This window comes from Microbacterium sp. AC026 (genome assembly GCF_979258475.1).
This window is the reverse complement of the sequence record NZ_OZ409857.1, coordinates 2,702,613-2,719,837: the sequence shown is the minus strand read 5'-3', so window position 1 is coordinate 2,719,837 and position 17,225 is coordinate 2,702,613. Positions and strand designations below refer to the sequence as shown.

Here is a 17,225-nt window from a genome sequence, read left to right as displayed (position 1 = left end):
GACCGGCCGCTGCGGTGCGAGGATCGCATCATGGCGTCCTCGAAGAAGCACCCCCACTGGACGATGTCGCGAAGACGATCATCGAACTGCTGCAGGAGGACGGGCGACGCTCGTACTCCGACATCGGGCGAGAGGTGGGACTGAGCGAAGCCGCCGTCCGCCAGCGCGTGCAGCGGCTCACCGAGTCCGGCGTGATGCAGATCGTCGCAGTGACCGATCCGATGCAGCTCGGCTTCCCCGGCAGGCCATGATCGGCGTCCGCGTCTCGGGCGACACGAGGGTCGTGGCCGAGGCCATCGCCGAGATCGCCGCCATCGACTACGTCGTCATCACCGTCGGCTCGTTCGACATCCTCGCCGAGGTCGTCTGCGAGGACGACGAGGACCTCCTCGCCCTCATCAACGATCACATCCGCCCGATCGACGGGGTCCTGTCGACCGAGACCTTCATCTACGCCAAGCTGCAGAAGCAGCTCTACAACTGGGGGACCAGATGAGCACGCAACGCCCGACACCGTCCGAGGCCGAACTCCAGACCATGGCCAAGGACCACCTGTGGATGCACTTCACACGGCAGTCCACGATGGAGAAGAGCGGCGTCCCGATCATCGTCAAGGGCGACGGTCACCGCATCTGGGACTCGAAGGGCAAGGAGTACTTCGACGGCCTCGCCGGTCTCTTCGTCGTCAACGCCGGCCACGGCCGCCGTCGCCTCGCCGAGGCCGCGGCGAAGCAGGCTTCCGAGCTGTCGTTCTTCCCGCTGTGGTCGTATGCGCACCCGGCCGCCATCGAGCTCGCCGACCGACTCGCGGCCGAGGCGCCCGGCGACCTGAACCGGGTGTTCTTCTCGACGGGCGGCGGCGAGGCGGTCGAGACCGCGTTCAAGCTCGCGAAGCACTACTGGAAGCTGATGGGCAAGCCCACCAAGCACAAGGTCATCTCGCGATCGGTCGCCTATCACGGCACCCCTCAGGGCGCACTGGCCATCACCGGCATCCCGGCGATGAAGTCCATGTTCGAGCCCGTCACCCCGGGTGGGTTCCGCGTGCCGAACACCAACTTCTACCGCGCGGCCGAGATGGGCGGCCCGAGCAACGACCTCGAGGCCTTCGGCCGCTGGGCCGCCGACCGCATCGAGGAGATGATCCTGTTCGAGGGCGCCGACACGGTCGCCGCGGTCTTCCTCGAGCCGGTGCAGAACTCGGGCGGATGCTTCCCGCCTCCTCCCGGATACTTCGCCAGGGTGCGCGAGATCTGCGACCGCCACGACGTGCTCCTCGTATCGGACGAGGTCATCTGCGCGTTCGGTCGCCTGGGCCACACCTTCGCGTGCACGGGCCTCGGCTACGTGCCCGACATGATCACGTGCGCCAAGGGCATGACGAGCGGCTACTCGCCCATCGGCGCGACCGTCATCAGCGACCGGATCTACGAGCCGTTCTCGAAGGGCGACGTGTCGTTCCCGCACGGCTACACGTTCGGCGGGCATCCGGTCTCGGCGGCCGTGGCCCTCGAGAACCTCGCGATCTTCGACGAGGAGGGGCTCAACGAGCACGTGCGCGAGAACTCACCCTGTTCCGCGCCGAGCTCGAGAAGCTCCTCGACATCCCGATCGTGGGCGATGTGCGCGGAGACGGCTACTTCTTCGGCATCGAGCTCGTGAAGGACAAGGCGACGCGGGAGACCTTCGACGACGACGAGTCCGAGCGGCTGCTGCGCGGCTTCCTCTCCCCCGCCCTGTTCGAGGCCGGGCTCTACTGCCGTGCCGACGACCGCGGCGACCCCGTGATCCAGCTCGCACCGCCGCTGACGGTGGGACCCGCGGAGTTCCGTCAGATCGAGCAGATCCTGCGGAGCGTGCTCACCGACGCCCAGTCGGTGCTCTGACTCAGTCGGTCACCGCGGTGCGCCGCCTCGCGAGGAGCGCGAGGTGGAGCGCCGCGATCGTCTCGCCGTCGTCGAGGTCGGCACCGAGCAGATCGCCGATCAGCGTGAGGCGCTGATAGAACACCGACCGCGACAGGTGACTCGCGGCGGCCGCCGCCGAGCGGTTGCCCGGGTGTGCGACGAGAGCCGCGAGCACGGCGAGCAGGTCGCCGCGACGCTCTCGGTCGTGGCGGATCAGCGGCGCCAGCATCCGCTCGCTGTGCTCGTGCAGTCGGTGATCGTCGCGCAGCGTGGCGACGAGCCTCTCGAGCGGGCGATCGTCGACCCGCCGCACTCTGGCCCCCGCCTCGGCGCGGTCGCTGTCGGCGAGGTCGCGCGCGGCGCGCAGCGAGCCGAGCAGTCCGACGACGTCATCGGCGACCGGGCCGACGAACACCGCGCGGTCGGGACCGGCGATGCGCAGCACGACCTCGTCGGACAGCACTGCGGATGCCGGAAGCGAGAGCAGAGCGACGTCGTCGCCCTCGACCCTGGCCGCCATGACGGCGAACCCCGCCTGCCGTGCGCGATACGCGAGCTCGCTGATCGACGCCGACCCTCGGGCGACGATCCCGTGGCACTGCCGGTCGGCGAGGGCGAAACCGCCGGCACGCAGCCGCGCGTCGATGTCGTCGGCCTTCGCGAAGCGCGCCCCCAGCAGATCATCGATCACCGTGCGCTGCGCGAGCAGCGACCATTCGGTGTCGCCGCCGTCGGCGATGCAGCCGAACGCGAGGGCCGTCGCCCCCTGTTCGAGCACCGTGACCCGCCCGGCGGGGTGAGCCGGTCCCGGCTGGGCGAGCAGCGTGCCCCAGCGCACTCCCCGCGCCTGAACCGGCACCCGCTCGGCGTCGCCACGCGAGCTCAGGACGTCGGCGATCGGAGAGTCGAGCCCCTCGGCCGCGATCACCTCACCCGCGAGGTTCTCCAGGATCACCGGTGCGCGCAGCGCCCGCGCGGTCTCGGACACCACGACATCGGCCGGCGCGCCCTGCAGGCTCAGCGCGGTGAAGAGCTCGTGCAGGTGCTGACGCTCGTGCAGCGCGTGCGTCTGCGCGGCGATGAGGGCATGATGCACCGCCTCGGTCACCGCGACGAACTTGACCTCTCGGGTCAACGCGATGAGCGCCAGTCCGACCGTCGCGCACAGGTCGACCAGCGGCTGGGGCACCGCCTTACGGGCTGTGCCGAGCTCGAACACGATGCCGGCGATGCCCGCGCGGTGCAGGCTGGTCGCGAAGTCCCGCAGCTGCTCGACGTCGCTCGGCCACCCGGCTCCCGTGGTCAGCAGCAACTCGCCGCCGTCGAGAAGCCGCGCGACGTCCGGGCTGTCGGAGACATGCACCCACCGCACGGCGACATCGAGAGCGGCGCCCCCCACGAGCACCGACGGGCCGCCCTGCTGCACGGCGGGCTCGGAGAGCACGTCGGAGACGCTGAGGAACGTGCTGCCGTCCGGACGTTCTGTCCGACCCAGCTGGAAGTCGCTACGTTCTGACACCTGTTCGCCCTCTCGTGCTCTGTGATCATGGGAGAGAACCCAGCGTATCGCTGCTCGGTCAGAGTGTTCGATACGGATCACGCAGCACGAAGGAGCCCCGTGGACATCGTCCGTCACCTCATCAATGGAGCAGAGACCGCCGACGCGGCGCGCACGGGACAGGTCTTCGACCCGGCCACCGGTCAGGTGTCGAAGCAGGTCGCCTTCGCGTCGACCGCCGAGGTCGACCAGGCCATCGCCGCCGCGGCATCCGCTCTGCCCGCCTGGCGCGAGACGAGCCTCATCAAGCGCGCCGACGTCTTCTTCCGCCTGCGTCAGCTGCTCAAGGAGCGCACACCCGAGCTCGCGGCGATCGTCACCTCGGAGCACGGCAAGGTGCTCTCGGACGCCGCCGGCGAGGTCTCGCGCGGCATCGAGAACGTCGAGTTCGCCGCAGGCCTCGTGCACCTGCTCAAGGGAGAGCGCAGCGAGCAGGTCTCGCGCGGCGTCGACGTGCACTCGGTCAAGCAGCCCGTCGGGGTCGTCGCGGCGATCACGCCGTTCAACTTCCCCGTCATGGTGCCGCTGTGGATGGTCGCCTCGGCGATCGCCTGCGGCAACACGGTCGTGCTCAAGCCGAGCGAGAAGGACCCGTCGGCGGCCATCTGGATCGCGAAGCTCTTCCAGGAGGCAGGACTGCCCGACGGCGTGCTCAATGTCGTGAACGGCGACAAGGAGGCCGTCGACGCGCTGCTCGAGTCGCCGCGGGTGAACGCGATCAGCTTCGTCGGATCGACCCCGATCGCCCGCTCCATCTACCAGCGGGCGGCGAACGCGGGCAAGCGCGTGCAGGCTCTGGGCGGCGCGAAGAACCACATGGTCGTGATGCCGGATGCCGACATCGACGCCGCGGCCGACGCCGCGGTCTCGGCCGCATACGGCTCGGCCGGCGAGCGCTGCATGGCCGTCTCGGTGCTGGTCGCGGTGGGAGACATCGCCGACGACCTCGTCGCAGCGATCGCCTCGCGCATCGACGGACTCACGATCGGCGCGGGCACGGATGCCGCGAGCGAGATGGGCCCGCTCATCACCCGCGAGCACCGCGACCGCGTCGCCTCCTACGTGACCGGCGCCACCGCGGAGGGTGCGACCGTCGTGGTCGACGGCACGACGAAGGAGTTCGACTCCGACGGCTTCTTCATCGGGGTCAGCCTCATCGATCGGGTCGCTCCCGGCATGAAGGTGTACGACGACGAGATCTTCGGCCCGGTGCTCTCGGTCGTGCGCGTCGAGACCTATGCCGAGGCCGTCGAGCTCGTCAACGCGAACGCGTACGGCAACGGCACCGCGATCTTCACCCGCGACGGCGGCACCGCCCGTCAGTACGAGTTCGACATCGAGGTCGGCATGGTCGGCGTCAACGTGCCGATCCCCGTGCCGATCGGCGCCTACTCGTTCGGCGGCTGGAAGGACTCGCTCTTCGGCGACTCGCACATCTACGGACCCGAGTCGGTGCACTTCTACACTCGGTCGAAGGTGGTCACGACGCGCTGGCCCGACCACACGCCCTCGCAGATCGACCTGGGCTTCCCGAGCAACCACTGAGCCCCCGAGCAGACACTGAGAACCGAGACACGAGACATGACGAACTTCATCGATCGCCACGGCGCATCGCATCCGCTCCCCGCCCCCGAGGCCGAGGCGCAGGTGCGGGCGGACGACCGCGGCCACGTCTTCCACTCCTGGAGCGCCCAGGGACTCATCGATCCGCTGCCCGTCGCCGCGGGTGAGGGCTCGACGTTCTGGGACTACGCCGGCAACGCCTACCTCGACTTCTCGAGCCAGCTGGTGAACCTCAACCTGGGGCACCAGCATCCCGACCTCGTGGCCGCGATCCAGCAGCAGGCGGGTCGCCTCTCGACCATCCAGCCGGCGATGGCCAACGACGTGCGGGGCGAGCTCGCCCGACTCATCGTCGAGGTCGCGCCCGAAGGCTTCGAGAAGGTCTTCTTCACCAACGGCGGCGCCGAGGCCAACGAGTACGCCGTGCGCATGGCGCGCCAGTCGACGGGCCGCCACAAGGTGCTGTCGATGTACCGCAGCTATCACGGGTCGACCTCGACGGCGATCTCGCTGACGGGTGATCCTCGCCGGTGGGCGAACGGCACACCGGATTCCGGAGCCGTGCGCTTCTTCGGGCCCTACCTCTACCGCTCGCCGTTCCACGCCGAGACGCCGGAGCAGGAGTCCGAGCGCGCCCTCGCCCACCTCGAGCAGACCATCCAGCTCGAAGGACCCTCGACGATCGCGGCGATCATCATCGAGACCGTCGTCGGCACGAACGGCGTGCTCGTGCCGCCGCCCGGCTACCTGCAGGGCGTGCGCGAGCTGTGCGACCGCTACGGCATCGTCTACATCGCGGACGAGGTCATGGTCGGCTTCGGCCGCCTCGGCGAGTGGTTCGGCATCGACGCGTACGACGGGCGTCCCGACCTGATCACCTTCGCGAAAGGCGTGAACTCCGGGTACGTGCCGCTCGGCGGCGTCGTCATCTCCGAGCGCATCGCGAAGGCCTTCGACGCCACGCCGTTCGCGGGAGGGCTCACGTACTCCGGGCATCCGCTCGCGTGCGCCGCGGGCGTCGCCACCTTCGAGGTGTTCCGCCGCGACCGCATCCTCGAGCGGGTGCGCGACCTCGGCGAGCGCATCGTCGAGCCGACCCTGCGCCGCTGGGTCGACACCCACCCGAGCGTCGGAGAGGTACGCGGCCGCGGGCTCTTCTGGGCCGTCGAGCTGGTTCGCGACAAGGAGACGCGCGAGCCGCTCGTGCCGTTCAACGCGAGCGGAGCGGATGCCGCGACCGTCGCCGCCTTCGCCGCCGCCGCCAAGAAGGCGGGTGTCTGGCCGTTCACGCACTTCAACCGCATGCACGTGGCACCGCCGCTCGTGATCGGCGAGGACGATCTCGTGCGCGGTCTGGCCGTGCTCGACGAGGCTCTCGCCGTGGCCGACGAGGCAGCCACGAGCTGACAGTGCCGTGAGGCGCAGCCGCTGCTGCGCGGGTTCAGATCAGGAATCCGCGCAGCAGCGCTTCGGAACCGGCGAGGTGATCGCGCATCGCCGCCTCGGCGACGTCGGGCCGCCCGGCGAGGATCGCCGTCACGATCTGCTCATGCTGCTCACCCGAGTGCTGGATGTTGCGCGGCATCAGCGGGAACGTGTCGAGCCACGCATTGACGTCGGCCCGGTTCTCGGCGACCAGCGCGACGAGCGAGGGGATGCCGGCCGCCTCCGCGATCGCGAGGTGCAGCAGCGTGTCGAGACGCCGATACTCTTCGGGCCCGGCGGGCAGCGCGGCCTCATGTCGCGCCCACAGGTCGGCGCGGGTCGCGGCATCCAGCGCCCGGCTCGCCGCAGCCCGCACCGCTCCCGTCTCGAGCACCCGCCGCAGCCCCAGCACATCGTCGATCTCGTCCGCCGTGACCTCCCCGGCGTCCGAGGGCTGGGGCAGCGGATCGGCGATGAACGTGCCGCCGTAGCGCCCCCGCTTGGGCACCAGGTATCCGGTGTCGGCGAGTTCGCGGATCGCCTCGCGCACGGTGTCGCGACTGACGCCGAACGAGGCGGCGAGCTCTCGTTCCGGCGGCAGCGACTCCCCCGGGGCGACGACGCCGAGGCGGATGGTCTGCACGAGGCGAGCCACCGCATCCTCGAGGGCGTTGCCTCGGCGAAGCGGCCGGTAGACCGCCCGGCGCACCTCGACGAGATCGCCGTCGGAAGGGTGCTCGCTCATGCTTTCACCTTGTCACAGTGACATGGTCCCGCTTCACAGCGGGGTGACGTAGGCGTTCGTGATGCCGCCGTCGACCACGAAGGCGCTGGCGGTGATGAACGATGAGTCGTCCGAGGCGAGGAAGGCCACAGCGGCGGCCAGCTCGGACGGCTCGGCGAAGCGCCCCATCGGCACGTGCACGAGTCGTCGCTGCGCGCGCTCGGGGTCCTTGGCGAACAGCTCCTGCAGCAGCGGCGTGTTCACCGGCCCGGGGCACAGCGCGTTCACCCGCACGCCCTGTCGCGCGAACTGCACGCCGAGCTCGCGCGACATCGCCAGCACGCCGCCCTTCGACGCGGTGTAGCTGATCTGCGAGGTCGCCGACCCCAGCAGGGCGACGAACGACGCGGTGTTGATGATCGATCCGCGACCCGCCGGCACCATGTGGCGCAGTGCCGCACGGCTGCACAGGTACACGCTCTTCAGGTTCACGTCCTGCACGCGATCCCAGGCCGGCAGCTCGGTCGTCTCGATCGAGTCGTCGTCGGCGGGCGAGATGCCGGCGTTGTTGAAGGCGATGTCGATACGGCCGAACTCCGCGGCGACGCCGTCGAAGAGCGTGTTCACCATGGTCTCGTCGGCCACGTCGACGGGACGGAACGCACCGCCCACCTCGGCCGCCGCCTTCTCGCCCGTGGCGGGGTCGACGTCGGCGATGACGACGAACGCGCCTTCGGCCGCGAAGCGCTGAGCGGTGGCGAAGCCGATCCCGCTCGCCCCTCCGGTGATGATCGCGACGCGGTCCTTGAGGCGCTGGGTCAGATCGATGGTCATGTGTGCTCTCCGTTGCAGGTGGGGATGGTCGGGCCGGGTGTCGCTGGTCAGGATTCGTCTGTCGCGAAGAAGACGTTCTTGGTCTCGGTGAAGTGCTCTGCGGCGTCGGGACCGAGCTCGCGCCCGAGTCCGGATGCCTTCATGCCGCCGAACGGCGTCGCGTAGCGCACCGACGAGTGCGAGTTCACCGAGAGCACGCCGCTCTGCACGCCGCGCGAGACGCGCACGGCCCGTCCGAGGCTCTCGGTCCAGATCGACCCGGCGAGACCGTAGGCGGTGTCGTTCGCCAGGCGGATCGCATCGGCCTCGTCCTCGAACGGCATCACCGCGACGACCGGGCCGAACACCTCCTGCTGGGCGATCCGGTCGGACGGGTCGGCAAGCACCACGGCGGGCGCGAACCAGAATCCGTCGCCGCTCGGAGCGCTGCCGCGGAACGCGACGTTCGCGTCGTCGAGGAACCCCGACACGGTGTCGCGATGCGCGGCCGAAATGAGCGGCCCCATGTCGGTGTCGGCACTCGACGGGTCGCCCACACGCCACGCCCTGACCGCGGGTTCGAGCATCTCGAGGAACCGGTCGTACACCGATCGCTGCACGAGCAGCCGGCTGCGGGCGCAGCAGTCCTGGCCCGCGTTGTCGAACACCGAGCCGGGCACCGCGGCGACGGCCTTCTCGAGGTCGGCGTCGGCGAAGACGATGTTGGCGCTCTTGCCGCCGAGCTCGAGCGTCACGGGCTTGAGCGCGCGAGCGCATCCGGCGGCGACCTCGATGCCGACCTCGGTCGACCCGGTGAACACGACCTTGCGGACGTCGGGGTGCTCGACGAGCCGCTGCCCCACCACGGATCCCGACCCGGTGACCACCTCGAACATCCCTTCGGGAAGGCCCGCCTCGAGGGCGAGCTCGCCGAGTCGGATGGCTGTCAACGGCGTGAGTTCGGCGGGCTTCAGGACGACGGCGTTGCCTGCGGCGAGCGCCGGCGCGAACGCCCACGCCGCGATCGTCATCGGGAAGTTCCACGGCACGATGACTCCGACCACGCCGTAGGGGTCGTGGAAGGTGACGTCGAGTCCGCCGGCCACCGGGATCTGCCGACCCGACAGTCGCTCGGGATCGGCCGAGTAGTAGTTGAGCACCTGCGCGACGTGTCCGGCCTCCCAGCGGGCCGAGCCGATCGGATGCCCGGAGTTCCGCACCTCGAGCTGTGCGAGCTCCTCCGTGGCCGCCTCGACCGCACGAGCGAAGGACCGCAGCGCGTCAGCCCGCGCGACCGGGGCGAGCGCCGCCCACCGTCGCTGCGCTGCGACAGCGCGCGCGATCGCGGCATCCGTCTCTCCGATGTCGGCGCGCGCGACCTCGCGGATCACCGCGCCGGTCGACGGGTTGATGACTGTGAACGCGCTCATCGGGCGTCCTCCTTCCGCCGCGCGGCGAACGCACGGGCCTGTGAGACGAGATCGGTGAAGAGCCGCCGATCCTCGGCGTTCTCCTCGGGGTGCCATTGGACGCCGACGATGTGGCCGGCTGACGTGTCGACGAAGGCCTGCACGAGGCCGTCATCGGAGTGGGCCGCCGCCACAAGCCCCTCGCCGAGACGGTCGACCCCCTGGTGGTGGTAGCTGTGCACCCGCATCTCGGTCTCGCCGATGATGTCGGCGAGGGGGTGTCGGTCGACACCGCGACGTCGTTCTCGGCGAAGACACCGCCGCCGATGCGGTACTTCTCGGTGCCGAGCGACTCGGGCAGGTGCTGCTGCAGGGTTCCGCCGCGGGCGACGTTCACGAGCTGCAGACCGCGGCAGATGGCGAGCACCGGGATGCCACGACGCTCGGCCGCCTGGAAGAGCGCGAGCTCCCACGCGTCGCGGTCGACCCTCGCGGGGTCGGTGAGCGGATGCCGGTCCTCGCCGTAGAGCTCGGGGGCGACGTCCGCGCCACCCGAGAGCACGAGTCCGTCCATCCCTGAGATCGCCGCGTCCGCGGCATCCGGATCCTGGGGCGGGAGAAGAAGGGCGATGCCGCCGGAGGAGGTCACGCTTGTGAGGTACTGCTCCGGCAGGAACGCGGCCCTGACATCCCACACCCCCTGCTGCGCGCGCTCGAGATAGGTCGTGACGCCGATCAGCGGCGCGGGGTCAGAGGCGCTCGAAGCCACGGATGCGCTCCCAGTCGGTGACGGCCGCGTCGTAGGCTTCCACCTCGATGCGGGCCTGGTTCAGATAGTGCTCGACCACGTCGTCGCCGAACGCCGCCCGCGCGATGGTCGATTCGCTGAACAGCTTCGCCGCCTCGCGCAGGGTGGTCGGCAGGTGGTCGACCGCATCCTCGTAGGCGTTGCCGGTGAAGCGCTCGGGCAGCGGCAGTTCGTTCTCGATGCCGTGCAGACCGCCCGCGATGATCGCCGAGATCGCGAGGTACGGGTTCACATCTCCGCCGGGCACCCGGTTCTCGACCCGCAGCCCCGATCCATGGCCGACTACCCGCAGAGCGCAGGTGCGGTTGTCGATGCCCCATGCCACACCGGTCGGCGCGAAGCTGCCCTTCGCGAAACGCTTGTACGAGTTGATGTTCGGCGCGAGCAGCAGGGTGAATTCGCGCAGAGTGGCGAGGATGCCGGCGATCCAGTGCTCCATCACGGGACTGAAGCCGTGCTCTCCGTCGCCTGCCATGACCGGGGCACCCGACTCGTCGCGCAGCGACAGGTGGATGTGGCAGCTGTTGCCCTCCCGCTCGTTGAACTTGGCCATGAACGTGAGCGCCTTGCCGTGCTGCTCGGCGATCTCCTTCGCGCCGTTCTTGTAGATCGCGTGCTGGTCGGCGGTCTCCCGCACCTCCGCATAGCGGAACGCGATCTCCTGCTGACCGAAGTTACACTCGCCCTTCACGCCCTCGCAGTACAGGCCCGCGCCGTCCATGCTGTTGCGGATGTCACGCAGCAGCGGCTCCATGCGGGTCGAGGCGAGCAGGTTGTAGTCGACGTTGTAGTCGGTCGCGGGTGTCAGCCCGTCGTACTTGCGCGCCCAGGCGTCGCGGTAGGTGTTGTCGAAGACGATGAACTCGAGCTCGGTGCCCGAGTACGCGGTCCAGCCCCGCCCGGCGAGGCGGTCGCGCTGGCGATCGAGGATCGCCCGGGGCGAGGGCCCGACGGGTTCGCCGTTCTGCCACACGAGATCGGACATGACCAGCGCGGTGCCCTCGAGCCACGGGATGTTGCGCAGGGTCTCGACGTCGGGCTTCAGCACCATGTCTCCGTAGCCGCGGTCCCACCCCGACATCGCATAGCCGTCGACGGTGTTCATGTCGACGTCGACCGACAGCAGGTAGTCGCAGGCCTCGGCCCCGTGAGCCAGGATGTCCTCCTGGAACAGCCGCGCCGACACGCGTTTGCCGACCAGTCGCCCCTGCGCATCCGCGAAGGCCACGATCACCGTGTCGATCTCACCGGCGGCGATGCCGGCATCCAGCTGTTCGATGCTCAGGTTGCCCGACATCTGACGCTCCGTTCTCGTGCGGTGAAGCGATCGGCCGACCGGCTTCGCCCTCAGAGTAGATCAACTCGTCGTTTAAAGGTAGACGAAACCACCATTGACTGTCACAATCATCCGCAAGGTGCACCCGGCGCCTGCACGCATGCGAACGGAGAGCGGATGTCCCAGCAGAGCAATGAATCCCGCAAGGTCGCCGGAGCGACCTATACACGTGCCGGGAGTGACTACTTCGAGAAACGGACGCTGAAGAGGTCGGCCGGCGTCTGGGGCCTGTGGGGTCTGGCGGTCGCCGCGGTGATCTCGGGCGACTTCTCCGGCTGGAACTTCGGCATCGACTTCGCGGGTTTCGGCGGGATGCTGATCGCGTTCGCCATCCTCGTGGCGATGTACTACGGCATGATCTTCGCGATCGGCGAGATGGCGGCCGCGATGCCGCATACCGGCGGCGCGTACTCCTTCGCCCGCTCGGCCATGGGTCCGTGGGGCGGTCTCGTCACCGGAGCCGCCGAGACCATCGAGTACGTCGCGACCACGGCGGTGATCGTCTACTTCTCGGCGTCGTATGCCAACGGCATCACGAGCGAGCTGCTCGGCCTCGAACTGCCAGGCTGGGTCTGGTACCTCATCCTCTACGTCGTCTTCATCGCCCTGAACTCCGCGGGCGCCGCCATCTCGTTCCGCTTCGCGATCGTCGTCTCCGTGATCTCCATCGGCATCATCCTGGTGTTCTCCGCCATGGCGATCTTCTCCGGCGCGTTCTCGTGGGATGCCCTGTGGGACATCGTCCCCGACGAGGGCCAGACCGCGTTCCTTCCGCACGGCGTCCTGCCGATCCTGTTCGCGCTGCCGTTCGCGATGTGGTTCTTCCTCGGCATCGAGGAGCTCCCGCTCGCGGCCGAGGAGTCGCACAACCCGACCCGCGACATCCCGAAGGCAGGATTCTGGGCCCGCGGCACCCTGATCGTCACCGGACTCCTGGTGCTGTTCCTGAACACCGGCGTGATCGGCGCCGAGGCCACCGGCACCGCCGGTGAGCCGCTGCTCGACGGCTTCCGCGCGATCGTCGGCGACCAGCTCGCCGCCGTGCTCGCGCTGTTCGCCCTCATCGGCCTGCTCGCGTCGCTGCAGGGAATCATGTTCGCCTACGGACGCAACATGTACTCACTGTCCCGCGCCGGCTACTACCCCCGCTTCCTCTCGCTCACCGGAAAGCGGCAGACCCCGTGGGTCGCGCTCACTGTCGGCGCGGCGGTCGGCTTCGTGGCGCTGATCGTGCTCGACGTGCTCACCGCCGTTGACTCGGAGGGTGCCGGAACGGTCGCCGGCGCGATCGTGCTGAACATCGCCGTGTGGGGAGCCGTCGTCGCCTATGGACTGCAGCTCGTGTCGTTCATCATCCTGCGCAAGAAGTTCCCCAACGTCGACCGTCCGTACGTCAGCCCGTGGGGCATCCCCGGCGCGGTGATCGCCCTGGTGATCGCGGCACTGATCTTCGTGGGCTTCCTGCTCAACCCGACGTTCGGCCCGGCGATCATCGCGATCGCGATCGTCTACGCGATCATCCTGCTCGGATTCGGCCTGTTCTTCCGACACCGCCTCGTGCTCTCGCCCGAAGAGGAGTACGCGCTGTCAGGCGGTTCGCACGGCGACCCGCAGGCCGAGGGCTACGACGCCATGGAGGGCGAGGTGTTCGGCGGCGGACGCTGACCGGGGCGGAGGAGCGCGGCGCTACTTGCGGTCGAAGTCGAACGCCTTGAGCAGCTCGTCGACGGCCTTGTCGCGCTCCTCCCCGCCCTCGTCGAACATGTGCGTCACGTGCGTGCGCAGATGGTTCTCGAGCAGCAGGCGGTTGAGGGACTCGAGCGAGCGCTGGATCGCGCGGGACTGCGTGATGATGTCCATGCAGTACTCCTCGCTCTCGATCATCCGCGCGACTCCGCGCATCTGACCCTCGAGGATGCTGGTGCGGTGCAGCGCACGCTTCTTGATGTCTTCGATCACGATTCGAGGGTACTCGGATCCTGCCTCGGTCAGACCGAGAACGGGTTGAGGACAGCGAGTCCCGGGATGTCGAAGTCTCTCTCGTTGCGGGTGACCAGCGTCAGTCCGTGGTGCAGCGCGGTGGCCGCGATGAGCGAGTCGCCGAGCGGACGCCGGTTCGGCACTTGGATGGCTGCGGTGATCTGAGCGATCGCCTGCGTCACCTCGAGAGCGGGGTGCACCAGTCCGCTTCTGACCGAGTCCAGCCACCGTTCCAGAGACGCGGCGGCGACGGCATCCCGTCTCCGCGCCAGGAGGACGCCGCGCTCGAGTTCGAGCCCGGTGATCACGCTGATGTGCATGGACTCCCGAGCCGTCGCGCCGAACCACCGCGCCACGCCGAGGTCGGGCCTGGGCCGACGGATCTCCGAGATCACGTTCGTGTCGACCAGGAACGGTGTCACAGGTCGATCTCTCGTCCGAAGTCACGCGATCTGTCGGCGGCGATCTCGTCCATGATCTGACCGAAGACGTCATCGGGATCCGCCCCCTCAGGGAGGGGCCGGACGACGTCCAGGAAGGATCGCGTGTCCTCCGTCAGAGCGGCGGGCCGGAGGCGTTCGTACTCTCCGATGCTCAGCAGTACGTAGGCGGGCTCGCCACGTCTCGTGATCATCACGGGCTGCCCGTCGGCGACGCGCTGAGCGCGCGCGACGGACTGGTTGAACTCTCGAGCGGTCATGGTGAACACGATGGACCCCCTTTCGAACTGTAGTGAGAGTACTACACAGCGTGGACTCGGTGAAGGGCGAACGGACCGGACGCTGCAAGCCGACCTCAGCGAGGACTCCCCGTGAAAGGATGACGTCATGCCGCGAACCCCGATGGCGCTCCTGTCGCCCGCAGACCAGGTACGACTTCGCGCTCTTCGACGCATGAAGGCGGTGGCTCTCGGCGCCCTGATCTTCATGGCCGTCGTGTTCGTGATCGCGTTCGCCTTCCAGGAGCGTCAGCCGTGGTTGGCCTACGTCCGCGCCGCCGCCGAGGGCGGCATGGTGGGTGCTCTCGCCGACTGGTTCGCCGTGACCGCGCTCTTCCGTCGGCCGCTGGGGCTGCCCATTCCGCACACCGCGATCATCCCGAACCGCAAAGACGAGATCGGCCGCACGCTGGGCGAGTTCGTCGAGACGAACTTCCTCGAGGCGAGCGTCGTGCGCACCAAGCTCGCGAGCACGGCGATCGCGAAGCGCGCCGGTGAATGGCTGCGTGAGCCCGCCCACGCCGAACGCGTGGCGGCCGAGGGGGCGACGATCGCGACCGCCGTCCTGAACGCTCTCAGCGACGACGACGTGCGCGACCTCATCACCGACCTCGCCCGCGAGCACCTCGTCTCTCCCGAGTGGGGACCGCCCGCCGGCGCCTGGCTCGAGAAGATCGTCGAGGCCGATGCGCATCACGGGGCGGTCGACCTCGCCGCCGACAGCATCGGCCGCTGGCTGGATGCGAACGCCGAGTCGTTCTCGGGACTCATCTCGCGCAGGCTCCCTGGATGGGTGCCGAAGCTCGCCCACCGATTCGTCGACGACACCGCCTACAACGAGGCGGTCAAGTTCGTCCGCGCCGTGCAGGCCGACCCGAAGCATCCGGCGCGCATCGCCGTCGACGGCTACCTCGCCCGCCTCGCCGACAGTCTGCAGAACGACCCCGCGACGAGGGCCAAGCTCGAGAACGCCAAGGCATCGCTGTTCGACAGCCCCCGCGTGGGCGCCCTCGCCGCCGAGGCCTGGGACACGGCGAAGAACGGACTGCTCACCGCCCTCGCCGACCCCGAGAGCGGTCTGCGTGTGCGGGCAGCACAGGCTCTGCAGGAGATCGGCGACAGGCTCACGACGGATGCCGCGCTGCAGCACCGCGTCGACACGTGGGTGTCGGATGCCGCGGTGTTCCTCGTCGACCGCTACCGCCACGACATCGCGTCGATCATCACCGACACCGTCGAGCGCTGGGACCCGGTCGAGACGACCGAGAAGATCGAGCTCATGGTCGGCCGCGACCTGCAGTACATCCGTCTGAACGGCACGTTCGTCGGCGCGCTCGCGGGCCTGGCGATCTTCACGATCGCGCACCTGCTGATCCCCGGGGTCTGAGCAGGGCGGACGGCATCGCACCCTCCGGGTGAGGGCCTGTGGAGGGGCGGCCGCGCCACTGCTAGCGTGCACCTCACTCGCGCAGGTCGCACGGGGAACCCCTCTGGCATGCCGGCATCCCTCGAAGGAGGAGTCATGGACTCGCTGCTCTCCGCGAACCTGGTCTGGTCGGTGCTCGCAATCGCGGCGTTCTGCATCAACGTGCTCGCGCTGATCTACATCCCGCGCGATCGCAAGCCCACCGCGGCGATGGCCTGGCTGCTGCTCGTGTTCCTGCTTCCTTTCATCGGCATCGCGCTCTACCTGCTGATCGGAGACTTCCGGCTGCCGAAGAAGCGCCGTGACGAGCAGCAGCGCATCACGGCGATGATCGCCGAGCGCGCCCTCGACCTTCCGGATGCCGAGGCTCCGCGGTGGCTGCAGCGTGTCGCGCAGCAGAATCACGCCCTCACCGGCCTGCCGATGGTCGGTGGCTCGTCGGCGCAGCTGATCGACGACTACCAGGCATCGATCGACGCGATGGCCGCAGCCATCGACTCCGCCGAGCGATACGTGCACGTGGAGTTCTACATCGCGGCGCGCGACGAGACGACCCGGGGCTTCTTCGACGCGATGGAGAGGGCCGTCGCCCGCGGGGTGACGGTGCGCCTGCTGGCCGACTACATCGCCTCGCGCAAGATCCCGAAGTCGGAGGAGACCTTCGCGGAGCTCGACCGGGTCGGCGTGACGTGGGCATGGATGCTGCCGGTTCGCCCGCTCAAGGGCGAGTACCAGCGCCCCGATCTGCGCAACCACCGCAAACTCGTCGTCGTCGACGGCCACGTCGGTTTCGTCGGCTCGCAGAATCTCATCTCCCGCGACTACAACTCGGAGAAGAACATCAGACGCGGCCTCATGTGGCAGGAGCTGGTGTCCCGCGTCGACGGACCGGTCGTCGCCCAGGTCGATGCGGTGTTCCTGTCGGACTGGCTCATCGAGACCGGCGAGGACCTGTCCGCGGTCGAACGCGTACCGGCCACCGCCGTTCCCGCACCTCCACCCGCCGATCTGCACTGCCAGATGGTGCCGAGCGGGCCGGCATACGGCACCGAGAACAATCTGCGGATGTTCCTCTCGCTCATCCACGGCGCGACCGAGAAGGTCATCCTGACGAGCCCGTACTTCGTGCCCGACGAGGCGATGATCTATGCCATCACCACGGCATGCCAGCGCGGACTCGACGTGCAGCTGTTCGTATCGGAGCTCGGCGACCAGGCGATGGTCTATCACGCACAGCGGTCGTACTACGAGACGCTGCTGCGAGCCGGAGTGCGCATCTTCCTCTACCCCGCGCCGTACATCCTGCACGCCAAGCACTTCTCGATCGACGACGACATCGCCGTGATCGGCTCGAGCAACATGGACATCCGCTCCTTCAGCCTCAACTCCGAGATGTCGCTGCTGGTGCGGGGCGGGTCCTTCGTCGCGCAGATGCGCCAGGTCGAGCAGAAGTACCGCGCCGCCGGGCGGGAGCTGACACTCGACGAATGGCTGCGCGAGCCTGCGAAGTCGACCTTCCTCGACGGCCTGTTCCGGCTGACATCGGCGCTGAACTGAG

The 17,225-nt window shown here is 68.9% G+C and carries 14 protein-coding genes and 3 pseudogenes; 7 read left to right on the top strand and 10 right to left on the bottom strand.

All coding sequences use genetic code 11. The features are described from left to right. Nucleotides 1–14 precede the first annotated feature (14 nt). Both ACZZ93_RS13590 and ACZZ93_RS13585 read left to right on the top strand, forming a co-directional pair. Nucleotides 15–496: pseudogene (locus ACZZ93_RS13590) on the top strand (Lrp/AsnC family transcriptional regulator). Then, nucleotides 493–1,886 (top strand): annotated as a pseudogene (locus ACZZ93_RS13585) (aspartate aminotransferase family protein). Before ACZZ93_RS13590 ends, ACZZ93_RS13585 begins: the two co-directional pseudogenes overlap by 4 nt. 1 nt (nt 1,887) lies before the next feature. Here ACZZ93_RS13585 and ACZZ93_RS13580 read toward each other — a convergent pair. Further along, nucleotides 1,888–3,426 carry a PucR family transcriptional regulator gene (locus ACZZ93_RS13580; RefSeq protein WP_463511304.1) on the bottom strand — a complete coding sequence of 513 codons (1,539 nt, stop codon included), beginning with the start codon at nt 3,424–3,426 and terminating at the stop codon, nt 1,888–1,890. A gap of 99 nt (nt 3,427–3,525) precedes the next feature. Here ACZZ93_RS13580 and ACZZ93_RS13575 point away from each other — a divergent pair, with 99 nt between their 5' ends. Beyond that, entirely contained in the window at nt 3,526–5,010 is a 1,485-nt protein-coding gene (locus ACZZ93_RS13575) for a CoA-acylating methylmalonate-semialdehyde dehydrogenase (RefSeq protein WP_056279153.1), read from the top strand. Between the two features lie 36 nt (nt 5,011–5,046). Beyond that, on the top strand, nt 5,047–6,435 hold the full coding sequence (locus ACZZ93_RS13570) for an aminotransferase class III-fold pyridoxal phosphate-dependent enzyme (RefSeq protein ID WP_463511303.1): 1,389 nt from the start codon (nt 5,047–5,049) through the stop codon (nt 6,433–6,435). 34 nt (nt 6,436–6,469) lie between these two features. Here ACZZ93_RS13570 and ACZZ93_RS13565 read toward each other — a convergent pair whose 3' ends face one another. The 6 genes and pseudogenes from ACZZ93_RS13565 to ACZZ93_RS13540 form a co-directional block, all read right to left on the bottom strand. After that, a complete protein-coding gene (locus ACZZ93_RS13565; protein WP_053097799.1) occupies nt 6,470–7,198 on the bottom strand; it encodes a FadR/GntR family transcriptional regulator in 729 nt (242 codons plus the stop codon). Nucleotides 7,199–7,231: 33 nt separating this feature from the next. After that, complete coding sequence (locus ACZZ93_RS13560) at nt 7,232–8,011, bottom strand: 3-oxoacyl-ACP reductase (protein WP_053097800.1); 780 nt, start codon at nt 8,009–8,011, stop codon at nt 7,232–7,234. Nucleotides 8,012–8,058: 47 nt separating this feature from the next. Next, entirely contained in the window at nt 8,059–9,420 is a 1,362-nt protein-coding gene (locus tag ACZZ93_RS13555; RefSeq protein WP_463511302.1) for an aldehyde dehydrogenase family protein, read from the bottom strand. Beyond that, nucleotides 9,417–9,641 carry a gamma-glutamyl-gamma-aminobutyrate hydrolase family protein gene (locus ACZZ93_RS13550; protein WP_463511301.1) on the bottom strand — a complete coding sequence of 75 codons (225 nt, stop codon included), beginning with the start codon at nt 9,639–9,641 and terminating at the stop codon, nt 9,417–9,419. The genes ACZZ93_RS13555 and ACZZ93_RS13550 overlap by 4 nt, the downstream gene beginning before the upstream one ends. A gap of 143 nt (nt 9,642–9,784) precedes the next feature. Then, a pseudogene (locus tag ACZZ93_RS13545) lies at nt 9,785–10,096 on the bottom strand (gamma-glutamyl-gamma-aminobutyrate hydrolase family protein); the annotation flags it as partial. A gap of 52 nt (nt 10,097–10,148) precedes the next feature. Continuing rightward, complete coding sequence (locus ACZZ93_RS13540) at nt 10,149–11,504, bottom strand: glutamine synthetase family protein (protein WP_463511300.1); 1,356 nt, start codon at nt 11,502–11,504, stop codon at nt 10,149–10,151. A 156-nt stretch (nt 11,505–11,660) separates the two neighbouring features. On the opposite strand from ACZZ93_RS13540, the gene ACZZ93_RS13535 reads away from it, so the two are divergent. Next, a complete protein-coding gene (locus ACZZ93_RS13535) occupies nt 11,661–13,208 on the top strand; it encodes an amino acid permease (RefSeq protein WP_053097808.1) in 1,548 nt (515 codons plus the stop codon). Nucleotides 13,209–13,229: 21 nt separating this feature from the next. Here ACZZ93_RS13535 and ACZZ93_RS13530 read toward each other — a convergent pair whose 3' ends face one another. From ACZZ93_RS13530 to ACZZ93_RS13520, 3 genes are read right to left on the bottom strand one after another with little or no spacing between them, the layout of a single operon-like run. Continuing rightward, the gene (locus tag ACZZ93_RS13530) at nt 13,230–13,502 is read right to left on the bottom strand and encodes a metal-sensitive transcriptional regulator (RefSeq protein WP_053097810.1); all 273 of its coding nucleotides are present in this window, start codon (nt 13,500–13,502) and stop codon (nt 13,230–13,232) included. A gap of 29 nt (nt 13,503–13,531) precedes the next feature. Continuing rightward, entirely contained in the window at nt 13,532–13,945 is a 414-nt protein-coding gene (locus ACZZ93_RS13525) for a PIN domain-containing protein (protein ID WP_463507435.1), read from the bottom strand. After that, a complete protein-coding gene (locus tag ACZZ93_RS13520) occupies nt 13,942–14,223 on the bottom strand; it encodes a type II toxin-antitoxin system prevent-host-death family antitoxin (RefSeq protein WP_053099257.1) in 282 nt (93 codons plus the stop codon). The genes ACZZ93_RS13525 and ACZZ93_RS13520 overlap by 4 nt, the downstream gene beginning before the upstream one ends. Before the next feature lie 127 nt (nt 14,224–14,350). On the opposite strand from ACZZ93_RS13520, the gene ACZZ93_RS13515 reads away from it, so the two are divergent. Then, nucleotides 14,351–15,628 (top strand): DUF445 domain-containing protein, encoded by a 1,278-nt coding sequence (locus tag ACZZ93_RS13515; RefSeq protein WP_053097814.1) that lies wholly within the window; start codon nt 14,351–14,353, stop codon nt 15,626–15,628. A 135-nt stretch (nt 15,629–15,763) separates the two neighbouring features. Then, nucleotides 15,764–17,224: a cardiolipin synthase gene (gene cls, locus ACZZ93_RS13510; RefSeq protein WP_053097816.1), complete on the top strand. Its 1,461-nt coding sequence runs from the start codon at nt 15,764–15,766 to the stop codon at nt 17,222–17,224. Nucleotide 17,225 lies beyond the last annotated feature (1 nt).

What these genes read in the sequence shown, in the direction of transcription:
- ACZZ93_RS13570 (WP_463511303.1), top strand. Translation starts at nt 5,047, where the DNA reads ATGACGAACTTCATCGATCGCCACGGCGCATCGCATCCGCTCCCCGCC.
- ACZZ93_RS13565 (WP_053097799.1), bottom strand. Translation starts at nt 7,198, where the DNA reads ATGAGCGAGCACCCTTCCGACGGCGATCTCGTCGAGGTGCGCCGGGCG.
- ACZZ93_RS13560 (WP_053097800.1), bottom strand. Translation starts at nt 8,011, where the DNA reads ATGACCATCGATCTGACCCAGCGCCTCAAGGACCGCGTCGCGATCATC.
- ACZZ93_RS13555 (WP_463511302.1), bottom strand. Translation starts at nt 9,420, where the DNA reads ATGAGCGCGTTCACAGTCATCAACCCGTCGACCGGCGCGGTGATCCGC.
- ACZZ93_RS13540 (WP_463511300.1), bottom strand. Translation starts at nt 11,504, where the DNA reads ATGTCGGGCAACCTGAGCATCGAACAGCTGGATGCCGGCATCGCCGCC.
- ACZZ93_RS13535 (WP_053097808.1), top strand. Translation starts at nt 11,661, where the DNA reads ATGTCCCAGCAGAGCAATGAATCCCGCAAGGTCGCCGGAGCGACCTAT.
- ACZZ93_RS13520 (WP_053099257.1), bottom strand. Translation starts at nt 14,223, where the DNA reads ATGACCGCTCGAGAGTTCAACCAGTCCGTCGCGCGCGCTCAGCGCGTC.
- ACZZ93_RS13515 (WP_053097814.1), top strand. Translation starts at nt 14,351, where the DNA reads ATGCCGCGAACCCCGATGGCGCTCCTGTCGCCCGCAGACCAGGTACGA.
- cls (WP_053097816.1), top strand. Translation starts at nt 15,764, where the DNA reads ATGGACTCGCTGCTCTCCGCGAACCTGGTCTGGTCGGTGCTCGCAATC.